This is a genomic window from Bradyrhizobium sp. RD5-C2, assembly GCF_019972155.1.
In the GTDB taxonomy this organism is placed as follows: Bacteria; Pseudomonadota; Alphaproteobacteria; order Rhizobiales; family Xanthobacteraceae; genus Bradyrhizobium.
Genome location: NZ_BOVL01000004.1, coordinates 124,901 through 144,865, shown reverse-complemented (window position 1 = coordinate 144,865; position 19,965 = coordinate 124,901). Strand labels below are relative to the sequence as shown.

At 64.3% G+C, this 19,965-nt stretch carries 21 protein-coding genes; 14 read left to right on the top strand and 7 right to left on the bottom strand.

Translation table 11 applies throughout. The features are described 5' to 3' along the window. The first annotated feature begins 102 nt into the window (after positions 1 to 102). From BraRD5C2_RS02060 to BraRD5C2_RS02050, 3 genes are all read left to right on the top strand, one after another. On the top strand, positions 103 to 306 hold the full coding sequence (locus BraRD5C2_RS02060; RefSeq protein WP_223966486.1) for a cold-shock protein: 204 nt from the start codon (positions 103 to 105) through the stop codon (positions 304 to 306). Between the two features lie 138 nt (positions 307 to 444). Beyond that, positions 445 to 594 (top strand): hypothetical protein, encoded by a 150-nt coding sequence (locus BraRD5C2_RS02055; RefSeq protein WP_223966485.1) that lies wholly within the window; start codon positions 445 to 447, stop codon positions 592 to 594. Positions 595 to 930: 336 nt separating this feature from the next. Beyond that, complete coding sequence (locus tag BraRD5C2_RS02050; protein ID WP_223966484.1) at positions 931 to 1,371, top strand: arsenate-mycothiol transferase ArsC; 441 nt, start codon at positions 931 to 933, stop codon at positions 1,369 to 1,371. Here the strand turns inward: BraRD5C2_RS02050 and BraRD5C2_RS02045 are convergent. Then, positions 1,364 to 1,798 (bottom strand): NUDIX domain-containing protein, encoded by a 435-nt coding sequence (locus BraRD5C2_RS02045; RefSeq protein ID WP_223966483.1) that lies wholly within the window; start codon positions 1,796 to 1,798, stop codon positions 1,364 to 1,366. The two genes, BraRD5C2_RS02050 and BraRD5C2_RS02045, sit on opposite strands and share 8 nt — an antisense overlap. 860 nt (positions 1,799 to 2,658) lie before the next feature. Between BraRD5C2_RS02045 and BraRD5C2_RS02040 the strand changes: the two genes are divergently transcribed. Next, positions 2,659 to 3,594, top strand: coding sequence for a septal ring lytic transglycosylase RlpA family protein (locus tag BraRD5C2_RS02040; protein WP_374707944.1), 936 nt, complete (start codon positions 2,659 to 2,661; stop codon positions 3,592 to 3,594). A gap of 50 nt (positions 3,595 to 3,644) precedes the next feature. Here the strand turns inward: BraRD5C2_RS02040 and BraRD5C2_RS02035 are convergent, their stop codons facing one another. After that, complete coding sequence (locus BraRD5C2_RS02035; RefSeq protein ID WP_223966480.1) at positions 3,645 to 4,580, bottom strand: alpha/beta fold hydrolase; 936 nt, start codon at positions 4,578 to 4,580, stop codon at positions 3,645 to 3,647. Between the two features lie 162 nt (positions 4,581 to 4,742). On the opposite strand from BraRD5C2_RS02035, the gene BraRD5C2_RS02030 reads away from it, so the two are divergent. The 9 genes from BraRD5C2_RS02030 to BraRD5C2_RS01990 all read left to right on the top strand — a co-directional run bounded on the left by BraRD5C2_RS02030 (position 4,743) and on the right by BraRD5C2_RS01990 (position 13,855). Further along, a complete protein-coding gene (locus BraRD5C2_RS02030) occupies positions 4,743 to 6,002 on the top strand; it encodes a D-alanyl-D-alanine carboxypeptidase family protein (RefSeq protein ID WP_223966479.1) in 1,260 nt (419 codons plus the stop codon). A gap of 1 nt (position 6,003) precedes the next feature. Beyond that, entirely contained in the window at positions 6,004 to 6,690 is a 687-nt protein-coding gene (gene tmk, locus BraRD5C2_RS02025; protein ID WP_207839864.1) for a dTMP kinase, read from the top strand. Continuing rightward, complete coding sequence (locus BraRD5C2_RS02020) at positions 6,687 to 7,727, top strand: DNA polymerase III subunit delta' (protein WP_223966478.1); 1,041 nt, start codon at positions 6,687 to 6,689, stop codon at positions 7,725 to 7,727. Before tmk ends, BraRD5C2_RS02020 begins: the two co-directional genes overlap by 4 nt. 120 nt (positions 7,728 to 7,847) lie before the next feature. After that, entirely contained in the window at positions 7,848 to 9,818 is a 1,971-nt protein-coding gene (gene metG, locus BraRD5C2_RS02015) for a methionine--tRNA ligase (protein ID WP_223966477.1), read from the top strand. A gap of 14 nt (positions 9,819 to 9,832) precedes the next feature. Further along, the gene (locus BraRD5C2_RS02010; RefSeq protein WP_223966513.1) at positions 9,833 to 10,624 is read left to right on the top strand and encodes a TatD family hydrolase; all 792 of its coding nucleotides are present in this window, start codon (positions 9,833 to 9,835) and stop codon (positions 10,622 to 10,624) included. Continuing rightward, positions 10,621 to 11,427: an MBL fold metallo-hydrolase gene (locus tag BraRD5C2_RS02005; RefSeq protein WP_223966476.1), complete on the top strand. Its 807-nt coding sequence runs from the start codon at positions 10,621 to 10,623 to the stop codon at positions 11,425 to 11,427. The genes BraRD5C2_RS02010 and BraRD5C2_RS02005 overlap by 4 nt, the downstream gene beginning before the upstream one ends. 128 nt (positions 11,428 to 11,555) lie before the next feature. Then, a complete protein-coding gene (gene lpxA / locus BraRD5C2_RS02000) occupies positions 11,556 to 12,392 on the top strand; it encodes an acyl-ACP--UDP-N-acetylglucosamine O-acyltransferase (RefSeq protein ID WP_223966475.1) in 837 nt (278 codons plus the stop codon). Positions 12,393 to 12,648: 256 nt separating this feature from the next. Further along, positions 12,649 to 13,407, top strand: a complete 759-nt coding sequence (locus BraRD5C2_RS01995) for a nitroreductase family protein (RefSeq protein ID WP_223966474.1) — start codon at positions 12,649 to 12,651, stop codon at positions 13,405 to 13,407. Further along, positions 13,388 to 13,855: a MarR family winged helix-turn-helix transcriptional regulator gene (locus tag BraRD5C2_RS01990; RefSeq protein WP_223966473.1), complete on the top strand. Its 468-nt coding sequence runs from the start codon at positions 13,388 to 13,390 to the stop codon at positions 13,853 to 13,855. Before BraRD5C2_RS01995 ends, BraRD5C2_RS01990 begins: the two co-directional genes overlap by 20 nt. Before the next feature lie 10 nt (positions 13,856 to 13,865). On the opposite strand, the gene BraRD5C2_RS01985 is transcribed toward BraRD5C2_RS01990, so the two are convergent. The 4 genes from BraRD5C2_RS01985 to BraRD5C2_RS01970 all read right to left on the bottom strand — a co-directional run bounded on the left by BraRD5C2_RS01985 (position 13,866) and on the right by BraRD5C2_RS01970 (position 19,020). After that, the gene (locus BraRD5C2_RS01985; RefSeq protein ID WP_223966472.1) at positions 13,866 to 15,515 is read right to left on the bottom strand and encodes an acyl-CoA synthetase; all 1,650 of its coding nucleotides are present in this window, start codon (positions 15,513 to 15,515) and stop codon (positions 13,866 to 13,868) included. 25 nt (positions 15,516 to 15,540) lie between these two features. After that, positions 15,541 to 17,427, bottom strand: a complete 1,887-nt coding sequence (locus BraRD5C2_RS01980) for a TRAP transporter large permease (protein ID WP_223966471.1) — start codon at positions 17,425 to 17,427, stop codon at positions 15,541 to 15,543. Positions 17,428 to 17,461: 34 nt separating this feature from the next. Next, positions 17,462 to 18,481 carry a TRAP transporter substrate-binding protein gene (locus BraRD5C2_RS01975; protein ID WP_176531343.1) on the bottom strand — a complete coding sequence of 340 codons (1,020 nt, stop codon included), beginning with the start codon at positions 18,479 to 18,481 and terminating at the stop codon, positions 17,462 to 17,464. Positions 18,482 to 18,846: 365 nt separating this feature from the next. After that, positions 18,847 to 19,020 (bottom strand): hypothetical protein, encoded by a 174-nt coding sequence (locus tag BraRD5C2_RS01970; protein ID WP_223966514.1) that lies wholly within the window; start codon positions 19,018 to 19,020, stop codon positions 18,847 to 18,849. Here BraRD5C2_RS01970 and BraRD5C2_RS01965 point away from each other — a divergent pair. After that, positions 18,974 to 19,114, top strand: a complete 141-nt coding sequence (locus BraRD5C2_RS01965; protein ID WP_249788321.1) for a hypothetical protein — start codon at positions 18,974 to 18,976, stop codon at positions 19,112 to 19,114. The genes BraRD5C2_RS01970 and BraRD5C2_RS01965 overlap by 47 nt on opposite strands. Before the next feature lie 60 nt (positions 19,115 to 19,174). Here BraRD5C2_RS01965 and BraRD5C2_RS01960 read toward each other — a convergent pair whose 3' ends face one another. Further along, positions 19,175 to 19,876, bottom strand: a complete 702-nt coding sequence (locus BraRD5C2_RS01960; RefSeq protein ID WP_223966511.1) for a L,D-transpeptidase — start codon at positions 19,874 to 19,876, stop codon at positions 19,175 to 19,177. Positions 19,877 to 19,965 lie beyond the last annotated feature (89 nt).

The window sequence follows — 19,965 nt, the reverse complement described above, 5'->3', positions numbered from 1 at the left end:
GCGAGTAGAGGCCGCCACCGACGCACACGGGCCGGATATCCTTGCGGCCTGCTTTGCTATCGACCTACGCTGGCCACCATTAGATCAAGGGAGATTTGTCTAGTGGCGACAGGTACTGTGAAGTGGTTCAACTCGACGAAGGGCTATGGTTTCATTCAGCCGGACGGCGGCGGCAAAGACGTCTTCGTGCACATCTCAGCGGTCTCGAAAGCGGGACTGAGCAGCCTCGATGAGGGGGCGAAGGTAAGCTACGAAGTCCAGGAAAATCGCGGCAAAACATCCGCTGAAAATTTAAGGGTGGGTTGACGCCCCGGGAACAAGTGGAAGTGTCGGGAGTAGTCCTCTGCTCCCGTCGTCTCAGTTGCCCAACCCCGACTGCGGGAGATTGAATGCGGCCTCGACGCTCCCTGCGTCGAGGTCGTTTTTATTGGAGTGGCGTTAGAGGTGGGCGACGACAAACGCTGCGCTCGCGCGCATGCTTCGGCCACGGGCGGAGTTGATTCGGCCATGATGCTGGAAGCCGTCGTGCTGCTGATGGGATTGGGCGCTTGCGCCTTGCTGCTCATCGCCTTCTGGGGGCTTACGTTGCGGTAGTAGCGCGAAGCAGGCAGCCCCTCGGATGCGCCCTGTGGGGTACCCCGTGAAACCTCGGCAAGCCCGCTCCGACGTCGAGTACAATTCGGGCTGCCGCGGATGTACCGGCGCTCTGCTGAATCGAGGCGGCCTACTTACTGGCGCCCGCGCCCCAGGCAGACGGAATGACGGCCTCAGCAATCCCCAAGCTGAGGCCGTTTTTCGTTACGGCACGCGAACTTGGCGAGAACACAGGAGCGAAGTGGGCCGGTTGTTTGGTCCACCAGCAGCAATCGGCCGCGGGTCATCGTCGCAGGCACGCACCAAGGTTGACCGCGACCACCGCCGTTGGCCATCATGGTGTCCATGAAGCGCGTCCTGTTCCTTTGCACCGGCAACTACTACCGCAGTCGATACGCAGAGGAGCTGTTCAATCATCTCGCCCGCCGCGAAAACCTGCCGTGGCGCGCCTCATCGAGAGGCGCCGCCGAACGGGGCTCGCCCGACAATGTCGGAGCCATGTCGGTGTTCGCTGATGACCGGCTTCGCGCCAACGGCATCGTTCCGGAGGGCGCAGCGCGCTATCCGCAGCCATGTTCATTGGCCGATTTCGACGGCGTGGACCTGGTGATTGCGCTCAAGGAGGCCGAGCATCGTCCGCTCATCGAGCGGCGGTTCCCCGACGTCGCCGACAACGTGACTTACTGGCATGTGCACGATATCGACGTTGCCCAGCCTGCGGTTGCGCTGCCGATGATCGACGATCTCGTCCGCGCGCTGGTTTCATCGCTCAGGTAGTCGGTTCGCGCTTCCGAAAGATCGCCAGCGCATATTCTGCCGGGCGTGCGAGCCTGCCGCTGATGCGTTCGATGTCGTCCACGGCCACGATCTCGAGGCGACCTTCAGTGACCTTCAACCGGTCGATCGGCACCTCGCGCGCGAGGAACACCTGGCCGCGAAGGGTGCCGCCTGGCGTCGAATGATACGGCCCCAAATAACGACCGATCCGCCCAAAACGCGCGGGCGGCAGATAGTAGCCAATCTCCTCGTGGATTTCGCGCACCACGCATTCCAGGAAGGTCTCGCTGCCCTCCCGCCGCCCGCCGAACAGGCTGATCTTGCCCGGATCGGAAACGTGGGGAAGGTCGTCGCGCAGCTGCATCAGCAACCGGCCATCAGTGCTGACGAGCAGCGCAGACGTTCCTTCTCGTAACCCGCCGGTCATTCGCGAATCCTCTCGCTGGAAAGGTGGAGGGGTGCGTCAGGACTGGGGCTGGGAGAAGGCGGCGGATCTGCCGTGCAGATCATATCAGCCGAGCGCTTGCCTGGTTGGCATCGCCAGCTATTGAAGGCTGACGCGGAAGTTCGGCCGGCGAGGGAAATGAGGTGAGGGTGGCCGACGCCTGTCGCATGGGCGCAGATATAGCGCGCAGGGTATCACGGGTTCAGCCGAAGGCAAATGCCAGCAGGCTCGAGCACAGCAGCACGAGGCTTGCTGCGGTCAGGGTCAGAAATCCGTCGGAGACCAAATCGTGACCACGCATGATACACCTGCTTTCTACCGATGCTCATCCGAATTGATTAAAGCTTTCCGAACTTCTCTCCTGGAAAGAGGTGACGCGTCTTTCCGCCTTCAACGGACTGTCAGGCCCGGTACCGATAGCCTTCCACGGCGTGCGCCAAGAAGATCGCCGCACTCACCAGGCCCATCACCGCTGTAACCGTCTCGATCATCGCAAACTTCCTTTGCGCCCCACGCGGGAGAGAAAACGATTGCAGCCTTGCACAGTCAAAAAGATTCAATTGTTGGAATTGAAGATGCCCCCCGACTGATGATTTGCTGCAACAGTGTGTCTGATCGCGGGACAGGCGCGGGCATTTTGCGCGCACGGAGGTCCGTAGAAGGACGGAGGAGGCGCAACAGACCATTCACCAAGACGCCACCGCCTCATGGCTCTCCCCATTTCCGCCGTGTTCCGGTTGCGATATCTTCACCATCTGCTGCGGAGGTGGGCCGCACAGTGACAGAATCGATCCCGACGCCTCGAAGTAGGCGCGGGTCCTGCAGAATGGTACTTGGGGCAGATGGGGATTAGACGGCCAGATTCGATGATCCGGACGGCGCGCGGCGCCGTTGCGGTGGCCTCGTGCCTCGTCCTCGCCAATTGCGCCTCCTCGAACCAGCTCACCAGCCGGATCGATCCCAAGTACGGTGTATCCTCGAGCCCGCGGGTCGTGGCGCTCGGTGACCCCGTGCCGAAGGGCGGCGGCACCTACCGCATCGGCAAGCCCTATGTCGTCGCCGGCCGCACCTATGTGCCGGAGGAGAACGAGAACTATCGCGCCGAGGGCATGGCGTCCTGGTATGGCGATGATTTCCACGGCCGCCTGACCGCCAATGGCGAGGTGTTCGACATGGGCTCGCTTACGGCCGCCCATCCGACCCTGCCGATGCCGAGCTACGCGCGCGTCACCAATCTGAGCAACGGCAAATCGCTCGTTGTTCGCGTCAACGACCGCGGCCCGTACCACGGCAACCGCCTCATAGACGTCTCGAACAAAGCCGCCGAACTGCTTGATTTCAAAGGCAATGGCGTCGCGCGTGTCCGCGTCGAATACGTCGGGCGGGCGCCGCTCGAAGGCTCCGACGACCGCCAGCTGATGGCAACCCTGCGCACCGGAACACCGGCGCCGTCGCCGTCGATGGTCCGGGTCGCCTCCGCGCGGCCGTTCGTGCCTGAAATGTCGTCCTCGTCGGGCCGGGTCCGCGGCGACGTTCCGCTGCCGGAGGGGCGGCCCTACAGCCTTGGCAACACCCAGGCCGACTATGCCTCGGCCAACGCCACCTCGGAAATGTCGGCCTCGAGCCGATCGCACCGCCGCGTGCCGAACAATCCGCGCGAAGTCTCCTACGAGGGTGACGCCCACTATGCCGCGGCCCCGAGCCCGGCGGCGGCCACCTACGTGCCGATCGACGCGCGTGGACCCGCCGAAGTCCTGAGCGGGCGCGGGCTCTACTGAGCCAAGCGGCTTACTGAACCAAGCCGTTGCGAATCAAGCTTTTGGCCTGATCATTTCAGAAATGCGATCAGCGCGGCGTTGACCTCGGCGGGGCGCTCCTGCTGGATCCAGTGGCCGGCGCCCTCGATGATCAGCTTTTGCCGCAGGTTCGGCAGCACGCGTTCCATGTCCGCGACCCGCTTGGCACCGATCAGCCCGGTAATCACCGAATCGTTCGAGCCGGCGATGAACAGCGACGGCTGATGGATCTGCGCGTCCTGCCAGGGCGCGGTCAGCTCCCAGTTGCGGTCGAGATTGCGGTACCAATTCAGACCGCCGCGGAAGCCGGACTGCCGGTAGCCTTCGGCGAATTCGGCGATATCAGCCTCGGTCAGCCAGGCCAGCAGCGGCATTCCAGCCGGGAGCTTGCCGAGGAAGCCCTTGGCTTCGTCGACGAACATCGAGCTCGGATCGGAGACGCCGCGCCCGAGCACCAGCCGCATGGTGTGGGCGACGTCGCGTTCGAACTCAGCCTCTGCCACGCCGGGCGGCTGGAAATACTGCCAGTAGAAATTGGTGATACCGCTCTCGCGCAGGGTTTCCAACGGACGGCCGCGGCCACGGAACGGCGGCGGCACACTGAGGCCCGCGACCTTGGTGAAGATGTCAGGGCGGAACAGCGCCGCGTGCCAGGCAACCGGCGCGCCCCAATCGTGACCGACGACCATCGCCTTCTGCTCGCCGAGCGCGGCGACCAGCGCGACCATGTCGCCGACGGTATCGAAGATCGTGTAGGCGCCGACGTCGGCTGGCGCAGTGGTCCGGCCGAAGCCGCGCATGTCGGGGGCGACGACCCGGAAGCCTGCCGCGGCGAGCGCTGCGATCTGGTGCCGCCACGAGTAGGACAGCTCCGGCCAGCCATGGCAGAGCACAACCAGTGGGCCTTGCCCGGCCTCACGCACGAACATGTCGATGCCGTTGGCGGAGATGGTGCGGGAGGATGACATTCGCGTTTCCGCCTTGTTTGCCGGTTCTGCTGTCGTTAGCTGGTTCCAAGGATACGGGCGTTCAGCGCAGCCGGCAATCCAGCCGGCCGTGCACAAGCGGCGAAACCTCAGTTGTTTGCGATACTTCCAGCTGTTAGAACGCAGTCTTTCAGGACATCGCCGATGGCAGCCCATACCGCAATTCCCCGCACGTTGTTCGCTCGCGCCGGGCGTGGATGGCGTGCCGTGATCGCGGCCGCGGTCGTGCTGGCGATCGGCTGCGGCGGAATGGTCTATGCCGCCAACAACAGCGTCCAGGGCGCCAAGAAGGAAGAGGGCGGGTTCGACGGCGATGCGCCGACCGCGATCCTGGTCGAGGCCTCTTCGGGCAGCGTGCTGTTCGAGAAGAACGCCGACGAGCTGCGCGCGCCCTCCAGCATGATGAAGCTGATGACGGCCGAGGTGGTGTTCGACGCCATCAAGAAGGGCGATATCAAGCTGACCGACGAATACCGGGTCAGCGAGAACGCCTGGCGGCGGGGCGGGGCGCCGTCCGGGACCTCCACGATGTTCGCGGCGATCAACAGCAAGGTCTCGGTCGACGACCTCCTGCACGGCGCGATCATCCCGAGCGGCAACGACGCCTGCATCGCGCTGGCCGAAGGCATCGCCGGCAACGAGCATACCTTTGCGACCGACTTCATGACCAAGCGCGCCCGCGAGCTCGGCATGACCAAGTCGACCTTCGGCAATTCCAACGGGCTGCCCGACCCGACCAACAAGATGACGGTACGGGAACTCGCGGTGCTGGCGCGCCACATCATCCTGACCTACCCGGAGCGCTACAAGCTGTTCGGCGAGAAGGAATTCACCTGGAACAAGATCCGCCAGCAGAACCGCAATCCGCTGCTGAACGCTCTGCCCGGCGCCGACGGGTTGAAGACCGGCTACACCAAGGAAGGCGGCTACGGCATGGTCGGCTCGGCCGTGCAGAACGACACGCGGCTAATCGTCGTGGTCAACGGCCTCGAAGATTCCGAAGACCGCGCCACCGAAGCCAAGAAGATGCTGGAGTGGGGGTTCCGCAGCTTCGAGACCCGGGTCCTGATCGCGGCCAACCAGCCGGTCGGCTACGCCCGGGTGTTCGGTGGCGAGAGCCGCTCGGTGAAGCTGGTCAGCCCCGATCCGATCAAGGTCATGGTGTCCAAGAACGGCAATGACAAGCTGCTCGCGCGCGTCATCTATAGCGGCCCGGTCAAGGCGCCGGTCACCGCCGGCCAGCAGATCGGCGTCGTCCGGGTTTGGCGCGGCGGCAATGTCGCGATGGAAACTCCGGTGTTCGCCGCCGATGCCGTCGGTACGGGATCGACGATGCGCCGCGCGCTCGACGGCGCCCAGGAGCTTGTGATCGGAATGTTCCGCGCTGGGGTCGAGAAGCTCTGACATGGCGGAAGCAGCAGTCCAACGGCCGAGCTTGCGCGGTCGCTTCATCACCTTTGAGGGCGGCGAGGGATCGGGGAAATCGACCCAGATCCGCAAGCTCGCCGAACGGCTCGATGTCGCCAAGCTGCGCGCGATCGTGACCCGCGAGCCTGGCGGCTCGCCCGGGGCCGAGATCATCCGTCACCTGGTGCTGTCGGGGATGGGCAAGCTGCTCGGGCCGGAAGCTGAGACGCTGCTGTTTGCCGCCGCGCGTGACGACCATGTCCGCACCGTGATCCTGCCGGCGCTCAACCAGGGCATCTGGGTACTGTGCGATCGCTTCTTCGATTCCACGCGCGCCTATCAGGGCCAGCTCGGGCAGGTGTCGCCCGGTCTCGTCAACGCCATGCAGCGCGTCACCATCGGCGATCTCAAGCCCGACCTGACCTTCATCCTCGATGTGCCGGTCGAGGTCGGACTGCAGCGCGCCGCCCTGCGCCGCGGCAATGCCACGGCGGATCGCTTCGAAGCCGAGGGCATCAAGTTCCATCAGGATTTACGCGATGCCTACCGCAAGATCGCGGCTGACGATCCACAACGCTGCGTGCTGATCGACGCGACGGCCGATCCGGACACGGTCGCGGCGCGAATCTGGGCCGCGCTGCGCGAGCATCTGCGCGCAACGCTCACGGCAGACAGTCCCGCATGAGCGCACGCAAGGTCGAACAGGAGAGCCCCGCTCGCCACCCGCGCGAAACCCCCGATCTGTTCGGGCATCGCGAGGCGGAGACTGCCTTGCTCGATGCCTATCGCAGCGGACGAATTCCGCATGCCTGGCTGATCGGCGGCGCGCAGGGCATCGGCAAGGCGACACTGGCCTATCGCATGGCGCGGTTCGTGCTGGCGTTCCGCAATCCGAAGTCGTCCCAGGTGCAGGCGGCGCCGACGCTGCGGGTCGATCCGTCCGATCCGGTGGCGCGCCAGATCACGGCGGGCGCCCATGGCGGGCTGCTGGTGCTGGAGCGCGGTCTCAACGACCGCGGCGTGATGCGCACCGTGATCACGGTCGACGAGACCCGCGAGACGATCTCGTTCTTCGGCTCGACCGCAGCCGTCGACGGCTGGCGCGTCTGCATCGTCGACACCGTCGATGAGCTCAACCCCAATGCTGCGAATGCGCTGCTGAAGATCCTCGAGGAGCCGCCGCAGCAGTCGCTGTTCCTGCTGGTCAGCCACGCACCGTCACGGGTGCTGCCCACCATCTTGTCCCGCTGCCGCAAATTGCTGCTGCGGCCGCTGGAGACGGGCGATGTTCTGCGCGCGGCCACGGCCGCAACCGACATTGCGGCCGACGATCCTGCGCTGGCGGAAGCCGCGGCAGCATCTGAGGGCAGCGTCGGGCGGGCGCTATCACTGCTCGGCGGCGACGCGCTCAAGCTGCAGCAGCGCACGGCCGCGCTGCTGGCAACGCTTCCGAGCGTCGATCCGCGCGAGCTGCACGCACTGGGCGATGCGCTCGGCACCAGCGACCGCGTCGCGCTTGCCGCTTTCATTGACGGCATCGATCGCTGGATGAGCGAGCGCATGCGCACCGGCGACGCCAATGCCAATCTGCCGCGCCTTGCACGGCTTGCGGAGGTATGGGAAAAGATCGTCCGCGCCGCGCGCGATACCGAAGCCTACAATCTGGAGCGCAAGCCGCTGGTTTTCTCGGTGTTTTCGATGCTCGCGGACGCGACCCGATAGACGCCAAGTCTGAAAACAATCTGTCTGAATGCGCTCTCGTCCGAAAACACACTCGTCCGAAGACACATCCGTCTGACAACACTCCCGACAATCTCGTTTCGATCTGCAAAGGATTCCGTGGTGGCGACCGCTAAGAAGAAATCGTCGAAAAAGGCCAAGAAGACGAAGAAGGCATCGCCCGCTCGCGCGACCAGGAAGGCCACGGCGAAGTCACGCGCTGCCAAGACCAAGAAGGGTGGGCGCGTCACCAAGAAGACGAAGAAGGCGACCAAAGCCAAGACGGGCGCCAAGGGCGCGAAGAAATCTGCGGCGAAGAAGGTCGCCAAAAAGGCCGTCAAGAAGGCGGCCAAGAAGGTTGCCACGAAGCCCACCAAGGCTCCGCCGAAGAAGGCAGCCGCGGCGGCCGTCGCTCCGGCCGCAAGGAAGCCCGCTGCGCCGAAGCCTCCTGCTGCCGAGAAGGCTCCGAAGGCGGCAGTTATCCGCGCGCCCAAGCAACAGAAACCCGCGGCGAGGGCTGCTGCGCCCGCGTCCGTCCCGGCACCCGCCGCGGACCGCGGCAACGTCTACTACATCACCACCGCGATCGCTTATCCGAACGGCCAGCCGCACATCGGCCACGCCTATGAGGCGATCGCGACCGACGCATTGGCGCGCTTCCAGCGGCTCGACGCGAAGGACGTGTTCTTCCTGACCGGCACCGACGAGCACGGACAGAAGATGATCCAGACCGCGGCCGGCGAGGGGATGACGCCGTACGATCTCGCCACCCGCAACGCCGCGCGCTTCAAGGAGATGGACGAGCGGCTCAACGTCTCGTTCGACCGCTTCATCCGCACCTCGGAGCCTGCGCACCACAAGTCGGTGCAGGAAATCTGGCGCCGCATGCAGGACAATGGCGACATCTATATCGACGCCTACGCCGGCTGGTATTCGGTGCGCGACGAGGCCTATTACGCCGAGGACGAGACTACCGTCGGCGAGGACAATGTCCGCCGCGGCCCGCAGGGCACGCCGGTCGAATGGGTCGAGGAGAAGAGCTACTTCTTCAAGCTCTCGGCCTACCAGGACAAGCTCTTGCATCTCTACGAGAGCCAGCCCGATTTCATCGGCCCGGATTCGCGCCGCAACGAGGTGATGAGCTTCGTGCGGGGCGGGCTGAAGGACCTCTCGATCTCGCGCACTACCTTCGACTGGGGCGTCAAGGTCCCCAACGATCCCGAGCACGTGATGTATGTCTGGGTCGACGCACTGACCAACTACATCACCGGCGTCGGCTATCCCGACGAGAACGACAAGAATTGGCGCTACTGGCCGGCCGACGTGCACATCATCGGCAAGGACATCATCCGCTTCCACGCGGTGTACTGGCCGGCCTTCCTGATGTCGGCCGGCATCCCGTTGCAGAGACGCGTCTACGCGCACGGCTTCCTGTTCAACAGGGGCGAGAAGATGTCGAAGTCGGTCGGCAACGTGGTCGATCCCTTCAATCTGGCGAACCAGTACGGCGTCGACCAGGTGCGTTACTTCTTCCTGCGTGAGGTGCCGTTCGGCCAGGACGGCAATTACAACCACGAGGCCATCGTCGCGCGCATCAATGCCGACCTCGCCAATGATTTCGGCAATCTCGCCCAGCGATCGCTGTCGATGATCGCCAAGCAACTCGGCGGCGTGCTGCCGGAGCCCGGCGAGTTCAGCGAGAACGACAAGGCGATCCTGGCGCAGGCCGACGCCATGCTGGAGACGTCGCGGACCGCGATGGCGACGCAGCAGATCCATCAATGGCTCAACACCGTCTGGGCCGTGGTCGCCGAAGCCAACCGTTACTTTGCCGGCGAGGCGCCATGGGCCTTGGCGAAGACCGATCCGGCACGCCAGAAGACGGTGCTGTATGTCACCGCCGAAGTCGTGCGTCAGATCGCGATCATGGCGCAGGCGGTGATGCCGGAATCCTGCCGCAAGATGCTCGATAGCCTCGGCATATCAGCGGATGCGCGTAGCTTCGCTGATGTCGCCGAGCGGATCAAGCCGGGCACGGTTCTGCCGGCGCCTGTCGGCGTATTCCCACGCTACGTTGAACCGAAGACCGAGTGAGCGGTTCGAAAGTCATGCTGGTCGACAGTCACTGCCATCTCGATTTCCCTGACTTCGCCGACGATCTCGACGGGATCGTCGGGCGCGCCCAAGCGGCCGGTATCGGCCGCATCGTCACGATCTCGACCCGGGTCAAGCGGCTCGGCGGTTTGCTCGCGATCACGGAGCGCTTTCCGGACGTCTACTGCTCGGTCGGCACCCATCCGCATCATGCCGACGAAGAGGACGGCATCCCTGCGAGCGAACTGATCGAGCTCGCCAAGCACCCGAAAGTCGTGGCGCTCGGCGAGGCGGGGCTCGACTATTTCTATGAGCATGGCTCGCGCGAAGCCCAGGAGCGCGGCTTTCGCGCGCATATCGCCGCGGCCCGCGCAACCGGCCTGCCGCTCGTCATCCACACCAGGGAGGCCGACGAGGATTGCGGCCGCATCCTGGAGGACGAAATCGCGAAGGGGCCGTTCAAGGCCGTGCTGCATTGCTACACCGGCGGCCGCGAGCTCGCGATGAAGGCCATCGCGCTCGGGCTGTCGATCTCTTTCACGGGCATCCTGACCTTCAAGAAGTCCGAGGCCCTGCGCGCACTGGCTGCCGAGCTGCCGGCCGATCGCATCATGGTCGAGACCGACGCGCCGTATCTTGCGCCCGGAAAATTCCGCGGCAAGCGCAACGAGCCGTCCTACGTTGTCGAGGTCGCCAAGGTGCTCGCCGAAACGCGCGGCGTCTCGCTGGAGGAGATCTCGCGGCAGACCACTGAAAACTTCTTCCGGCTGTTCTCCAAGGTGCCGGCGCCGAAGGTTGCTGCATGACGCTGACGCTGACCATTCTGGGCTGCGGCTCATCCGCCGGCGTGCCGCGTCCGGCGCTCGGCTGGGGCGCCTGCGATCCCAACAATCCCAAAAACCGCCGCCGCCGCTGCTCGATCATGGCCGAGCGCACGATGGAGCACGGCACCACGCGGGTCGTGATCGATACCTCGCCCGACCTGCGCGAGCAGCTGATCGACGGCAATGTCGAGCACATCGATGCGGTGTTCCTGACCCATGAGCATGCCGACCAGACCCACGGCATCGACGATTTGCGCTCGGTGGTGCTGCACCAGCGCCGCCGCATCCCGGTCTACTTCAACCAGTCGACCGCCAAGGACATCATGGCGCGGTTCTCCTATTGCTTCATCTCACCGGAAGGCAGCGACTATCCGCCGATCCTGACCCGGCATTCGATCGAGGCCGGCGAGAGCCACACGGTGCAGGGGAAGGGCGGTCCGCTGAAGCTCGAGGCCTTCCTGGTGAAGCATGGCCAAATTCCCGCGCTCGGCTACCGCATTGGAGATGCCGCCTACACGCCCGATCTGCACGACATTCCCGAAGAGAGCTGGCCGACGCTTGAAGGTCTCGATCTCTGGATCGTCGACGGCCTGCGCTATGCACCGCATCCGAGCCATTTCAGCGTTGCCGACGCGCTGTCGTGGATCGAGCGCTTCAAGCCGAAGCGCGCGGTCATCACCAACATGCATTCCGACCTCGACTATGAGGTGCTGCGGCAGAGCCTGCCGGCCGGCGTGATCCCGGCCTATGACGGCATGCGCCTGACGCTCGATCGGGCAGGCTGAAGCAACCGGTCGCGTCGCGCGGCAATAAATCCGACCGGTCACACCCGGCGGACGGCATTTGAGCTTGCACTCTGCCTGAGCTTGCCCTCTGCTGAAGGTCGCGAATAATCCGTTTTTGAGGGAACTGTATGCTCATCGATCCCACTGCGCGGATTGAGGATGGGGCGGTGATCGGCGCCGGCACGTCGATTGGTCCTTATTGCGTTATTGGTTCCCGTGTCGTTATCGGCGCAAACTGCAAGCTGATCGCCCACGTACACATGACCGCGGAGACCACGATCGGTGGCGGCTGCACGATCTATCCGTTCGTCTCGCTCGGCACGCCTCCGCAAGCCCTGAGCTATCGCGGCGAACTGACCAAGCTTCAGATCGGCCAGGATTGTACGATCCGCGAGCACGTCACCATGAATGCCGGAACCGTCGCGGGTGGCGGTGTTACCCGCGTCGGCGATCGCGGCTATTTCATGAATTGCAGCCATGTCGGTCATGACTGCGTCATAGGGAACGACGTCATCTTCGCCACATCCGCGACGCTGGGCGGCCATTGCGAAATCGGCAATTTTGTCTTTATGGGAGGCCTCTCATCCGCCCATCAATTCGTTCGAATTGGGGCGCAGGCGATGATCGGGGCTACGAGTTGCGTACGTGGCGATGTCATCCCGTTTGGCCTTGCAAGCGGCCAGTACGCGGGTCTCGCCGGGCTCAACCTGGTTGGCATGCGACGCCGCGAATTTACCCGCGAACGCCTCGCGGTGATCCGGGCGTTCTATCAGAAACTATTTCGCGGCCCCGGTGTGTTTGCCGCGCGTCTGCACGAAGTAAGGCAATTGGCCGACGCGGATCCCGCGATTGCAGAAATCCTGGCCTTCATCGACGCGGTGAGGCATCGCTCGCTGTGTCTACCGGCGAACGACGATCATGTGATTGCCTCACCCCAAAACCGTTTCGCTGAACCGAACCGATAGCGCCGCCGAAATTTCTGGATCTTTCGGCCGATGTCTTCGGGAACGTGCGGGCTCCGTCACCCGCGCGCCTTCCCTCTGTTCGACAGCGGCGCAGGGGACTTCCCCCATTCGGATCGGGTTTTCCCGCGACCACCGCCATGAACCCGCCGCTCGGCAGGCGGCGGTTGCATACGATCGCCAACGGTCCTGTCTTGACCTTTCACGCAAAGGGCATATCGTTATGATCATAACGATAACGATAGACCGGGAGGAGCAGATGACGGAAGCCGTGGCAACGCGCGATTACACCGATCGCACGCGATATGACGCGCTGATGGACGTCGTGAAGAACCGCCTGACGACCCGGGCGTTCGATTCCGGCTACGTGATGCCGCCGGAGCATTACGACATGATCCTGGAGACCGCGCGGCACGCGCCGTCGGGCGCCAATGCACAACCCTGGCACTTCATTTCCGTCACCGATCAGGACCTCAAGAACAAGATCACGGAGTATTTCCGCGAGGAGCAGGTCGCCCGCGCCCGGCTCAAGATGAAGTTTCCAACGCCCGACTATCGCGGCCTCGCGTCGGCCCCCGGTTTCATCGTCGTCGCCAGCGACTTCCGCTGGGTCAAGGCGTTTCCCGTGCTCAACGACGGCTCCGAGCTCGACAAGATGTACAAGGAGAATGCCGAGCGCATCCTGCTGCAGAGCGTGGCGGCGGCGACGATGTCGGCGCATCTCGCAGCGGCAGCGCTCGGCTATAACGTCTGGTGGGTGACCGCGATCGGGCAGGAGAAGGCGCAGCAGGCGATGAAGCCGCTGCTCGGCATCCCCGATGAATTGTCCGTGCTCGACATCATGTGCTTCGGTCCGCCGGCCAAGCCGCCGTACAAGCGCTGGAAGAAGAGCCTGGCTGATATCAGCAACTGGAACAGGTTCGATGATCAGCACTTCATGACCGAAGCCCAGATCGACGAATGGGTTTCGACCACGCGCCACAAGGTGATGTACCGCGATGCCGAGAACGTCGACTAAAGCGGACGCGCCGGTCAGACGCGTTGCGTCGGGCTACCGGCTGGAGGACCAGGCCGGCTTCCTGCTGCGCCGGGCCTATCAGCGCGCCTCGTCCAATCTGGTCGACCGGATCGGGTCCTACGATCTGACGGCCCCGCAATATGCGACCTTGGCCCGGCTCTATGAGCGCGGGGCGCTGTCGCAGAACCTGCTTGGGCGGTTGGTTGCGATGGAGCCGGCCAATATCCGTGACGTCGTGCTGCGGCTGAAGAAGCGGCGGCTGGTCGCGACCCGGCGCGATGCGACCGACAAGCGGCTGATCCTGATCGATCTGACCACGGCCGGCGTGGCGCTTGTCGAGCAGCTGATCCCGATCGAGATCGAATGCACCGCGACGACGCTGGCGCCGCTCAAGGCCGACGAGAGGCGACTGCTGTACGGGCTGCTCGGCCGCCTTGCAGAGGGCTGAGCGCCAACGCTCAGGCCGAGATTGCCTTGGCCGATCCGACCTGGTTGCGCAGCAGGAATTTCTGGATCTTGCCCGTGGATGTCTTCGGGATCACGCCGAACACCACAGACTTCGGCGTCTTGAACCCCGGCATGTGCTCGCGGCAATAGGCGATGATCTCGGCCTCGGTCGCCTTGGCGCCGTCCTTCAGCTCGAGGAAGGCGCAGGGCACTTCGCCCCATTTCGGGTCGGGCTTGGCGACCACAGCGGCAAACAGCACAGCCGGGTGCTTGTAGAGGATATCCTCGACCTCGACCGAGGAGACGTTCTCGCCACCGGAGATGATGATGTCCTTGGAGCGGTCCTTGATGATGACGTAGCCGTGCTCGTCGAGCACACCGAGATCGCCGGTATGAAACCAGCCGCCGGCAAAGGCTTCCTGCGTCGCCTTCTCGTTCTTCAGGTAGCCCTTCATCACGATGTTGCCGCGGAACATGACCTCGCCGATGGTCTCGCCGTCGCGCGGCACCTCGCGCATGGTCTCGGGATCGAGCACGGTGACGTCTTCCTGCAGCGGGTAGGCCACGCCCTGACGCCGCTTCAGCTGCGCACGCGCATCGGCGGACAGTTCGTCCCAACCCGGCTGCTCGGCGCAGACCGAGGCGGGGCCGTAGACTTCGGTCAGCCCGTAAACATGGGTCAGCTTGATGCCGATCCGCTCGGCGCCCTCGAGCACGGCAACCGGCGGCGCCGCGCCGGCGATCAGGCCGACGACGGACTTCGCCTTGCCGCCCTTCGGCGCGTCGGGCGCATTGATCAGCGTGTTGTAGACGATCGGCGCACCGCACATGTGGGTGACGCCGTGCTGCGGGATCAATTCGAAGATCTTGGCGGGGTCGACCTTGCGCAGGCAGACATTGACGCCGGCGGTCGCCGCGATGGTCCAGGGGAAGCACCAGCCGTTGCAGTGAAACATCGGCAGCGTCCAGAGATAGACCGGATGCTGGCCGAGATTGCCGGCGAGGATGTTGCTGACAGCGTTCAGATAGGCGCCGCGGTGATGGGTCACGACGCCCTTCGGATTGCCTGTTGTGCCCGACGTATAGCTCAGCGCGATCGCATCCCATTCGTCGGCCGGCGGCCGCTCGGCGAATGCAGGGTCGCCTGACGCGACAGCCGCCTCATACTCGATTTCGCCGATCCGCTTGCCGCCACTGAAGGCGGCATCATCGACGTCGATCACGAACGGCTTCGGGCCCTTCATCAGGGTCAGGGCTTCCGCGATCACGCCGGAGAATTCGGGGTCGACGAGGATGATCTTCGCGCCGCCATGATCGAGCTGGAACGCAATCGATTCCGCATCGAGGCGGATGTTGAGCGCGTTCAGCACCGCGCCGGTCATCGGCACCGCGAAATGCAGCTCGTTCATCGCCGGGATGTTCGGCAGCATCGCCGCGACCGTATCGCCGTGGCCGATGCCGCGGCCGGCCAGATAGGACGCAACGCGCTTGCAGCGCTCGTAGGTCTCTTTCCAGGTGAAGCTGCGGCCCTCATAGACCGCGCTGATGTGGTCGGGATAGACCGCGGCCGAGCGCGCCAGGAAGCTCAGCGGCGTCAGCGGCACGTAGTTGGCGGGCGTCTTGTCGAGCCCGATCGAGTACTGGTTTTGAGCTGCACTCATGGCTCTATCCCATCCGCAAGCTGCCTTAAAGGAAACCGATCGATATCCAGGGGAAGATGGCGACAATGATCAGGCCGATCAACAGCGCCAGCATGTAACCCCAGATCGGCCGGATACCCTCGGCCGGATCGACGCGCCCGATGGCGCAGGCGGCATAATAGCCGACGCCGAACGGCGGCGCGAACAATCCGATGCCCATCGCCAGGATGATGATCATGGCGTAGTGCACCTCGTGGACGCCGACCTGGCGCGCGATCGGAAACAGCAGCGGCCCGAACAGCACGATGGCCGGAATGCCCTCGAGCACGCTGCCCAGGATCACGAAGGCCAGGATCGAGACCGCGATGAAGGTCGCCGAACCGCCGGGCAGCCCGGCCATCGACGCCGCCAGCGCGCGCGAGAAGCCGGATTGGGTCAGGCCCCAGGCCATGCCGGTCGCGGTGCCGATGATGAAGAGGATCGCGCCCGACAGGCACGCCGTGTCGATCAGCATCGGCACCAGCCGCCGCCAGTTGAACTTGCGGTAGATCAACAGGCCGATGACGAAGGCGTAGACGATGCCGATGGTCGAGACCTCGGTGGCCGTGGCGATGCCTTCGACCACGGCGTAGCGGATCACGAAGGGCAGGGCCAATGCGGGCAGGGCGAACACCAGCGCCTTGCCGATCTCGCCGCCGGTGGCGCGCTGGACGTGGCTCAAGTCTTCGCCGCGGTAGCGCCACCACACCAGCCCCGACAGCGTGATTGCCAGCACGACGCCCGGCAACAGGCCGCCGGTGAACAGCGCCGAGATCGAGACGCCGGTGACCGAGCCGATCGTGATCAGCACCAGGCTCGGCGGAATGGTTTCGGTCTGCGCGCCGGTGGCGGCGAGCAGGGCGACCAGATCGCCCGGCTTGGCGCCGCGCTCCTTCATTTCCGGGAACAGCACGGGCGCGACGGCCGCCATGTCGGCGGCCTTCGATCCCGAGATGCCGGAGACCAGGTACATGGCACCGACCAGCACGTAATGCAGGCCGCCGCGGACATGCCCGAGCAGGCTCGCCAGGAACGCCACCATCGCGCGCGCCATGCCGGTCATCTCGATCAGCAGGCCGAGGAAGACGAACAGCGGCACCGACAGCAGAATGAGATGGCTCATGCCCTCGTCCATCCGGCCGACCAGCACCATCAGCGGCGTCCGCGTGGTCAGCGCCAGATAGCCGAAGATCGCCATGCCGAAGGCAAAGCCGATCGGCACGCCGGCGAACACGCAGAAGCCGACCACGCCGACGAAGAAGATGATCAGGTTGAGGTTGCCGAGCGGCCGCAGCATCGGCTGCGCCAGCCAGAACACGCCGATCAGCGCGACGACCGTCAGCGCCGCCAGCAGGAAGGTCTTGAAATTGCCGACCCGCGCCAGCCGCAGCAGTGCGAACAGCGCCATCAGGCAGATACCGACCGGCAGCGCCGCCGCGCGCCAGGTGTTGGATATCTGCAGCGCCGGCGTCGTGATGAAGCTCTCCTCGTAGGCGTATTCATAGGCCGGCCGTACGATCAGGATCAGGAACGCCAGCGCGGCGCAGGTCGCGACCACGTCGAGATAGGCCCACAGCCTCGGCCCGGCGCTTGCGACCAATGCCGTCATCCGCATGTGCTCGCCGCGGCGGAACGCCACCGCGGACCCAAGCATCGCAAGCCACAGGAACAGGATCGACGCCAGCTCGTCGGACCAGATCAGCGGCGCATGCAGCACGTAACGCGACACCACGCCGGCGAACAGGATCACGACCTCGGCGACGACAAGGATCGCCGCCGGGATTTCGACCAGCCATCCGAGCGCCGCCTCGATGGAACCGAGAACAGAGCGGCGGCGAGGGGGCTGTGACGCCGCCTCGCCGGCCACGGCCGGCGTCATCTCGACATGAGCCATGGCAATCCTCCTGGCACGCCTCCCGCTGGATCGATCAGGACAGTTTGCCGACGGACTTCTCGAGCAGATCCCAGGCCTTCTCGCCGTACTTGCCCTTCCACTCGGCGTAGAAGCCGGCGGCGCGCAGCTTGTCGCGGAACGGCCCGACCTCGGGCTGGTTGAACACGAGACCCTTGCCGGTAAGCTCCTGCTTCACGGTGGCGTTGAGCTTCTCGGTGTCCTCGCGCTCCTTGACGGCCGCCGCGTTGACGTTCTTGGCGACGATGGTCTTGATGTCGTCCGGCAGCGCCGCCCAGGCCCGGCGGTTCATCAGGAACCAGAAGCCGTCCCACATGTGGTTGGTCATCGAGCAGTATTTCTGCACCTCGTACAGCTTGGCGGCCGAGATCAGCGCCAGCGGGTTCTCCTGGCCTTCGACGATCTTGGTCTGCAGCGCCGAATAGACCTCGCTGAAATTGATCGAGGCGGGCGATGCATCGAACGCCTTGAACATCGAGGTCCACAGCGGCGACACCGGCACGCGGATCTTGAAGCCCTTGAGATCGTCGGGACCGTTGATCGGCTTGGTCGACGACGTGGTCTGGCGGAAGCCGTTGTCCCAGATCTTGTCCATGACCTCGAGGCCGGCCTTGTTGATCTCGCCGCGCACATAGGCGCCGAGCTCGCCATCCATGGCCTTCCAGACCGTGGGATAGTCCGGGAATGCGAAGCCGATGCCGTTGATCGAGGCTGCCGGCACCAGGGTCGCCAGGATCAGGCCGGACAGCGTGAAGAACTCGACGCCGCCGGAGCGCACCTGGCTCAGCATGTCCGTGTCGGAACCGAGCTGGCTGTTCGGGAACACCTGCAGATCAAACCGGCCGTTGGTCTCGGTCTTGATCGCCGCCGCCATCTCCCGGGCGCGCGCCACGAACGGATGCGACTCCGGCAGGTTGTTGGCGAACTTGTACGAGAACTCGGCCGACTGGGCGCGCGCGACATACGGCGCGCCAATTCCGCCCAGGACGGCGGAAGCGGCGGAAACCTTCAGCAGCGTGCGTCGTGAAAAGCTCATTGGGTTTGCTCCCTCGAGAGGCTTGTTGTTGTTCTGAGATGCCATCCTATACGGACCTGATGCCGTGGGGTCACCAGCGATCTCTGCACAGCTGGCGCTTATTGCAGCGTCCGTACGCCGCGGCAATATCGGCTTTCTGACGAGATGCGTGGGCGTGGATCGCTGTGCTGCCTGGACCAGCAGAACCAATGACCGGGACGAGCCCGGACAGGCGCCAAGCTGCGGTCCGGTGCGAAGATTTCCCACTAAATATCTGATCTAATTGTAGATATAAATATTCCATAATATACCTTATGCGAATTACGGATATGGAAGCCGATCCGGTTTGGCGACCCAGCCGTGGCTCCCCCTATACGGTTCGCATTTCATCCGTCGCGCTCGGGCGCAGCCATCATCGGCTCTGCGATCTCTAAGGTCGCTCCCAGTATGTCCTGCTGACCATCCGCGACGCGCCGGTGTCGGTCATGGCCGCAGGTGAAGACGCTGCCGAAGATGGCGAAGGCGGCGCAATCGAAAGACCTGCGGAAGGCTTTCGCCAAGCATCTGCGCGAACAGCCGGATCGCGCTGGCCGGATACGCGCGCGCCTTCGATCCGGAAAGCGCGTCAGGTTTTCTTGTCCGCATCGTGCGTGATTGCGTTGCCCTGCGACGGCCGCCTGCTCCGATGCGAGCGCATCCTCGGCCTGCCGTTGCCTAGGCCGGCAGCACGATCACTTTCGTTTTGAGCGGCGTTCGCGAATAGAGGTCGATCATGTCCTGACTGAGGAGGCCGGTGCAGCCGCTCGTAATGCCGTTCCCGATCGTTTCGGGGTCACTGGTGCTATAGATCGTGTAAAGCGTGTACGCCCCGTTTTGATAGAGGTAGAGCACGCGGGCACCGAGTGGATTATCGAGACCTCCCGGCATGCCGCGAGCATATTTGCCCGCCTCCGGCTGGCGCGCGATCATCTCCTTGGGTGGCGTCCAGGTAGGCCATTCGGCTTTGCGCCCGACATAAGCCTCCCCACTCCACCGGAATCCATCGCGGCCGACATTGGCGCCATAGCGCGTCGCGTTGCCCTCACCTTCGATGCGGTAAACATAGTACTTGCTGGGATCGATGATGATCGTACCGGGCGCCTCGTCGCTGTCGTAGCGCACTGTCTTGCGAAAATATTGCGGTTTGACCTTGCTAACATCGACCCCTGGGATCGGGAATTTCTCGTCGGGCACGGGCCCGTAGACTTTCTCAGCCTCGGCCAGGCTCATGTAGTCCGAGGCACAACCGGCCAGGCCCAGTGCGGCAAGACCGGCAGCGGAGCCGAACAGAAACGCCCGGCGGTTGAGACGCGGCGAACGAGGCCCAGACAGATCGCCCTTGCCTATCGCGTCGGCAATTCCACGGTCCATGATCATGATTTCGGGTTTTCCGAGCGTTTCCAGAAGGCGCGACAATCCTATGTCGGGGAACCACCCCGTTACGACACTCCTATGGAGGATTTCGC

Coding starts and splice junctions, on each gene's coding strand:
- BraRD5C2_RS02050 (WP_223966484.1), top strand. CDS start 931: ATGGTGTCCATGAAGCGCGTCCTGTTCCTTTGCACCGGCAACTACTAC.
- BraRD5C2_RS02045 (WP_223966483.1), bottom strand. CDS start 1,798: ATGACCGGCGGGTTACGAGAAGGAACGTCTGCGCTGCTCGTCAGCACT.
- BraRD5C2_RS02040 (WP_374707944.1), top strand. CDS start 2,659: ATGGGGATTAGACGGCCAGATTCGATGATCCGGACGGCGCGCGGCGCC.
- BraRD5C2_RS02035 (WP_223966480.1), bottom strand. CDS start 4,580: ATGTCATCCTCCCGCACCATCTCCGCCAACGGCATCGACATGTTCGTG.
- BraRD5C2_RS02030 (WP_223966479.1), top strand. CDS start 4,743: ATGGCAGCCCATACCGCAATTCCCCGCACGTTGTTCGCTCGCGCCGGG.
- tmk (WP_207839864.1), top strand. CDS start 6,004: ATGGCGGAAGCAGCAGTCCAACGGCCGAGCTTGCGCGGTCGCTTCATC.
- BraRD5C2_RS02020 (WP_223966478.1), top strand. CDS start 6,687: ATGAGCGCACGCAAGGTCGAACAGGAGAGCCCCGCTCGCCACCCGCGC.
- BraRD5C2_RS02010 (WP_223966513.1), top strand. CDS start 9,833: ATGCTGGTCGACAGTCACTGCCATCTCGATTTCCCTGACTTCGCCGAC.
- BraRD5C2_RS02005 (WP_223966476.1), top strand. CDS start 10,621: ATGACGCTGACGCTGACCATTCTGGGCTGCGGCTCATCCGCCGGCGTG.
- lpxA (WP_223966475.1), top strand. CDS start 11,556: ATGCTCATCGATCCCACTGCGCGGATTGAGGATGGGGCGGTGATCGGC.
- BraRD5C2_RS01995 (WP_223966474.1), top strand. CDS start 12,649: ATGACGGAAGCCGTGGCAACGCGCGATTACACCGATCGCACGCGATAT.
- BraRD5C2_RS01990 (WP_223966473.1), top strand. CDS start 13,388: ATGCCGAGAACGTCGACTAAAGCGGACGCGCCGGTCAGACGCGTTGCG.
- BraRD5C2_RS01985 (WP_223966472.1), bottom strand. CDS start 15,515: ATGAGTGCAGCTCAAAACCAGTACTCGATCGGGCTCGACAAGACGCCC.
- BraRD5C2_RS01980 (WP_223966471.1), bottom strand. CDS start 17,427: ATGGCTCATGTCGAGATGACGCCGGCCGTGGCCGGCGAGGCGGCGTCA.
- BraRD5C2_RS01975 (WP_176531343.1), bottom strand. CDS start 18,481: ATGAGCTTTTCACGACGCACGCTGCTGAAGGTTTCCGCCGCTTCCGCC.
- BraRD5C2_RS01965 (WP_249788321.1), top strand. CDS start 18,974: ATGGCGAAGGCGGCGCAATCGAAAGACCTGCGGAAGGCTTTCGCCAAG.
- BraRD5C2_RS01960 (WP_223966511.1), bottom strand. CDS start 19,876: ATGATCATGGACCGTGGAATTGCCGACGCGATAGGCAAGGGCGATCTG.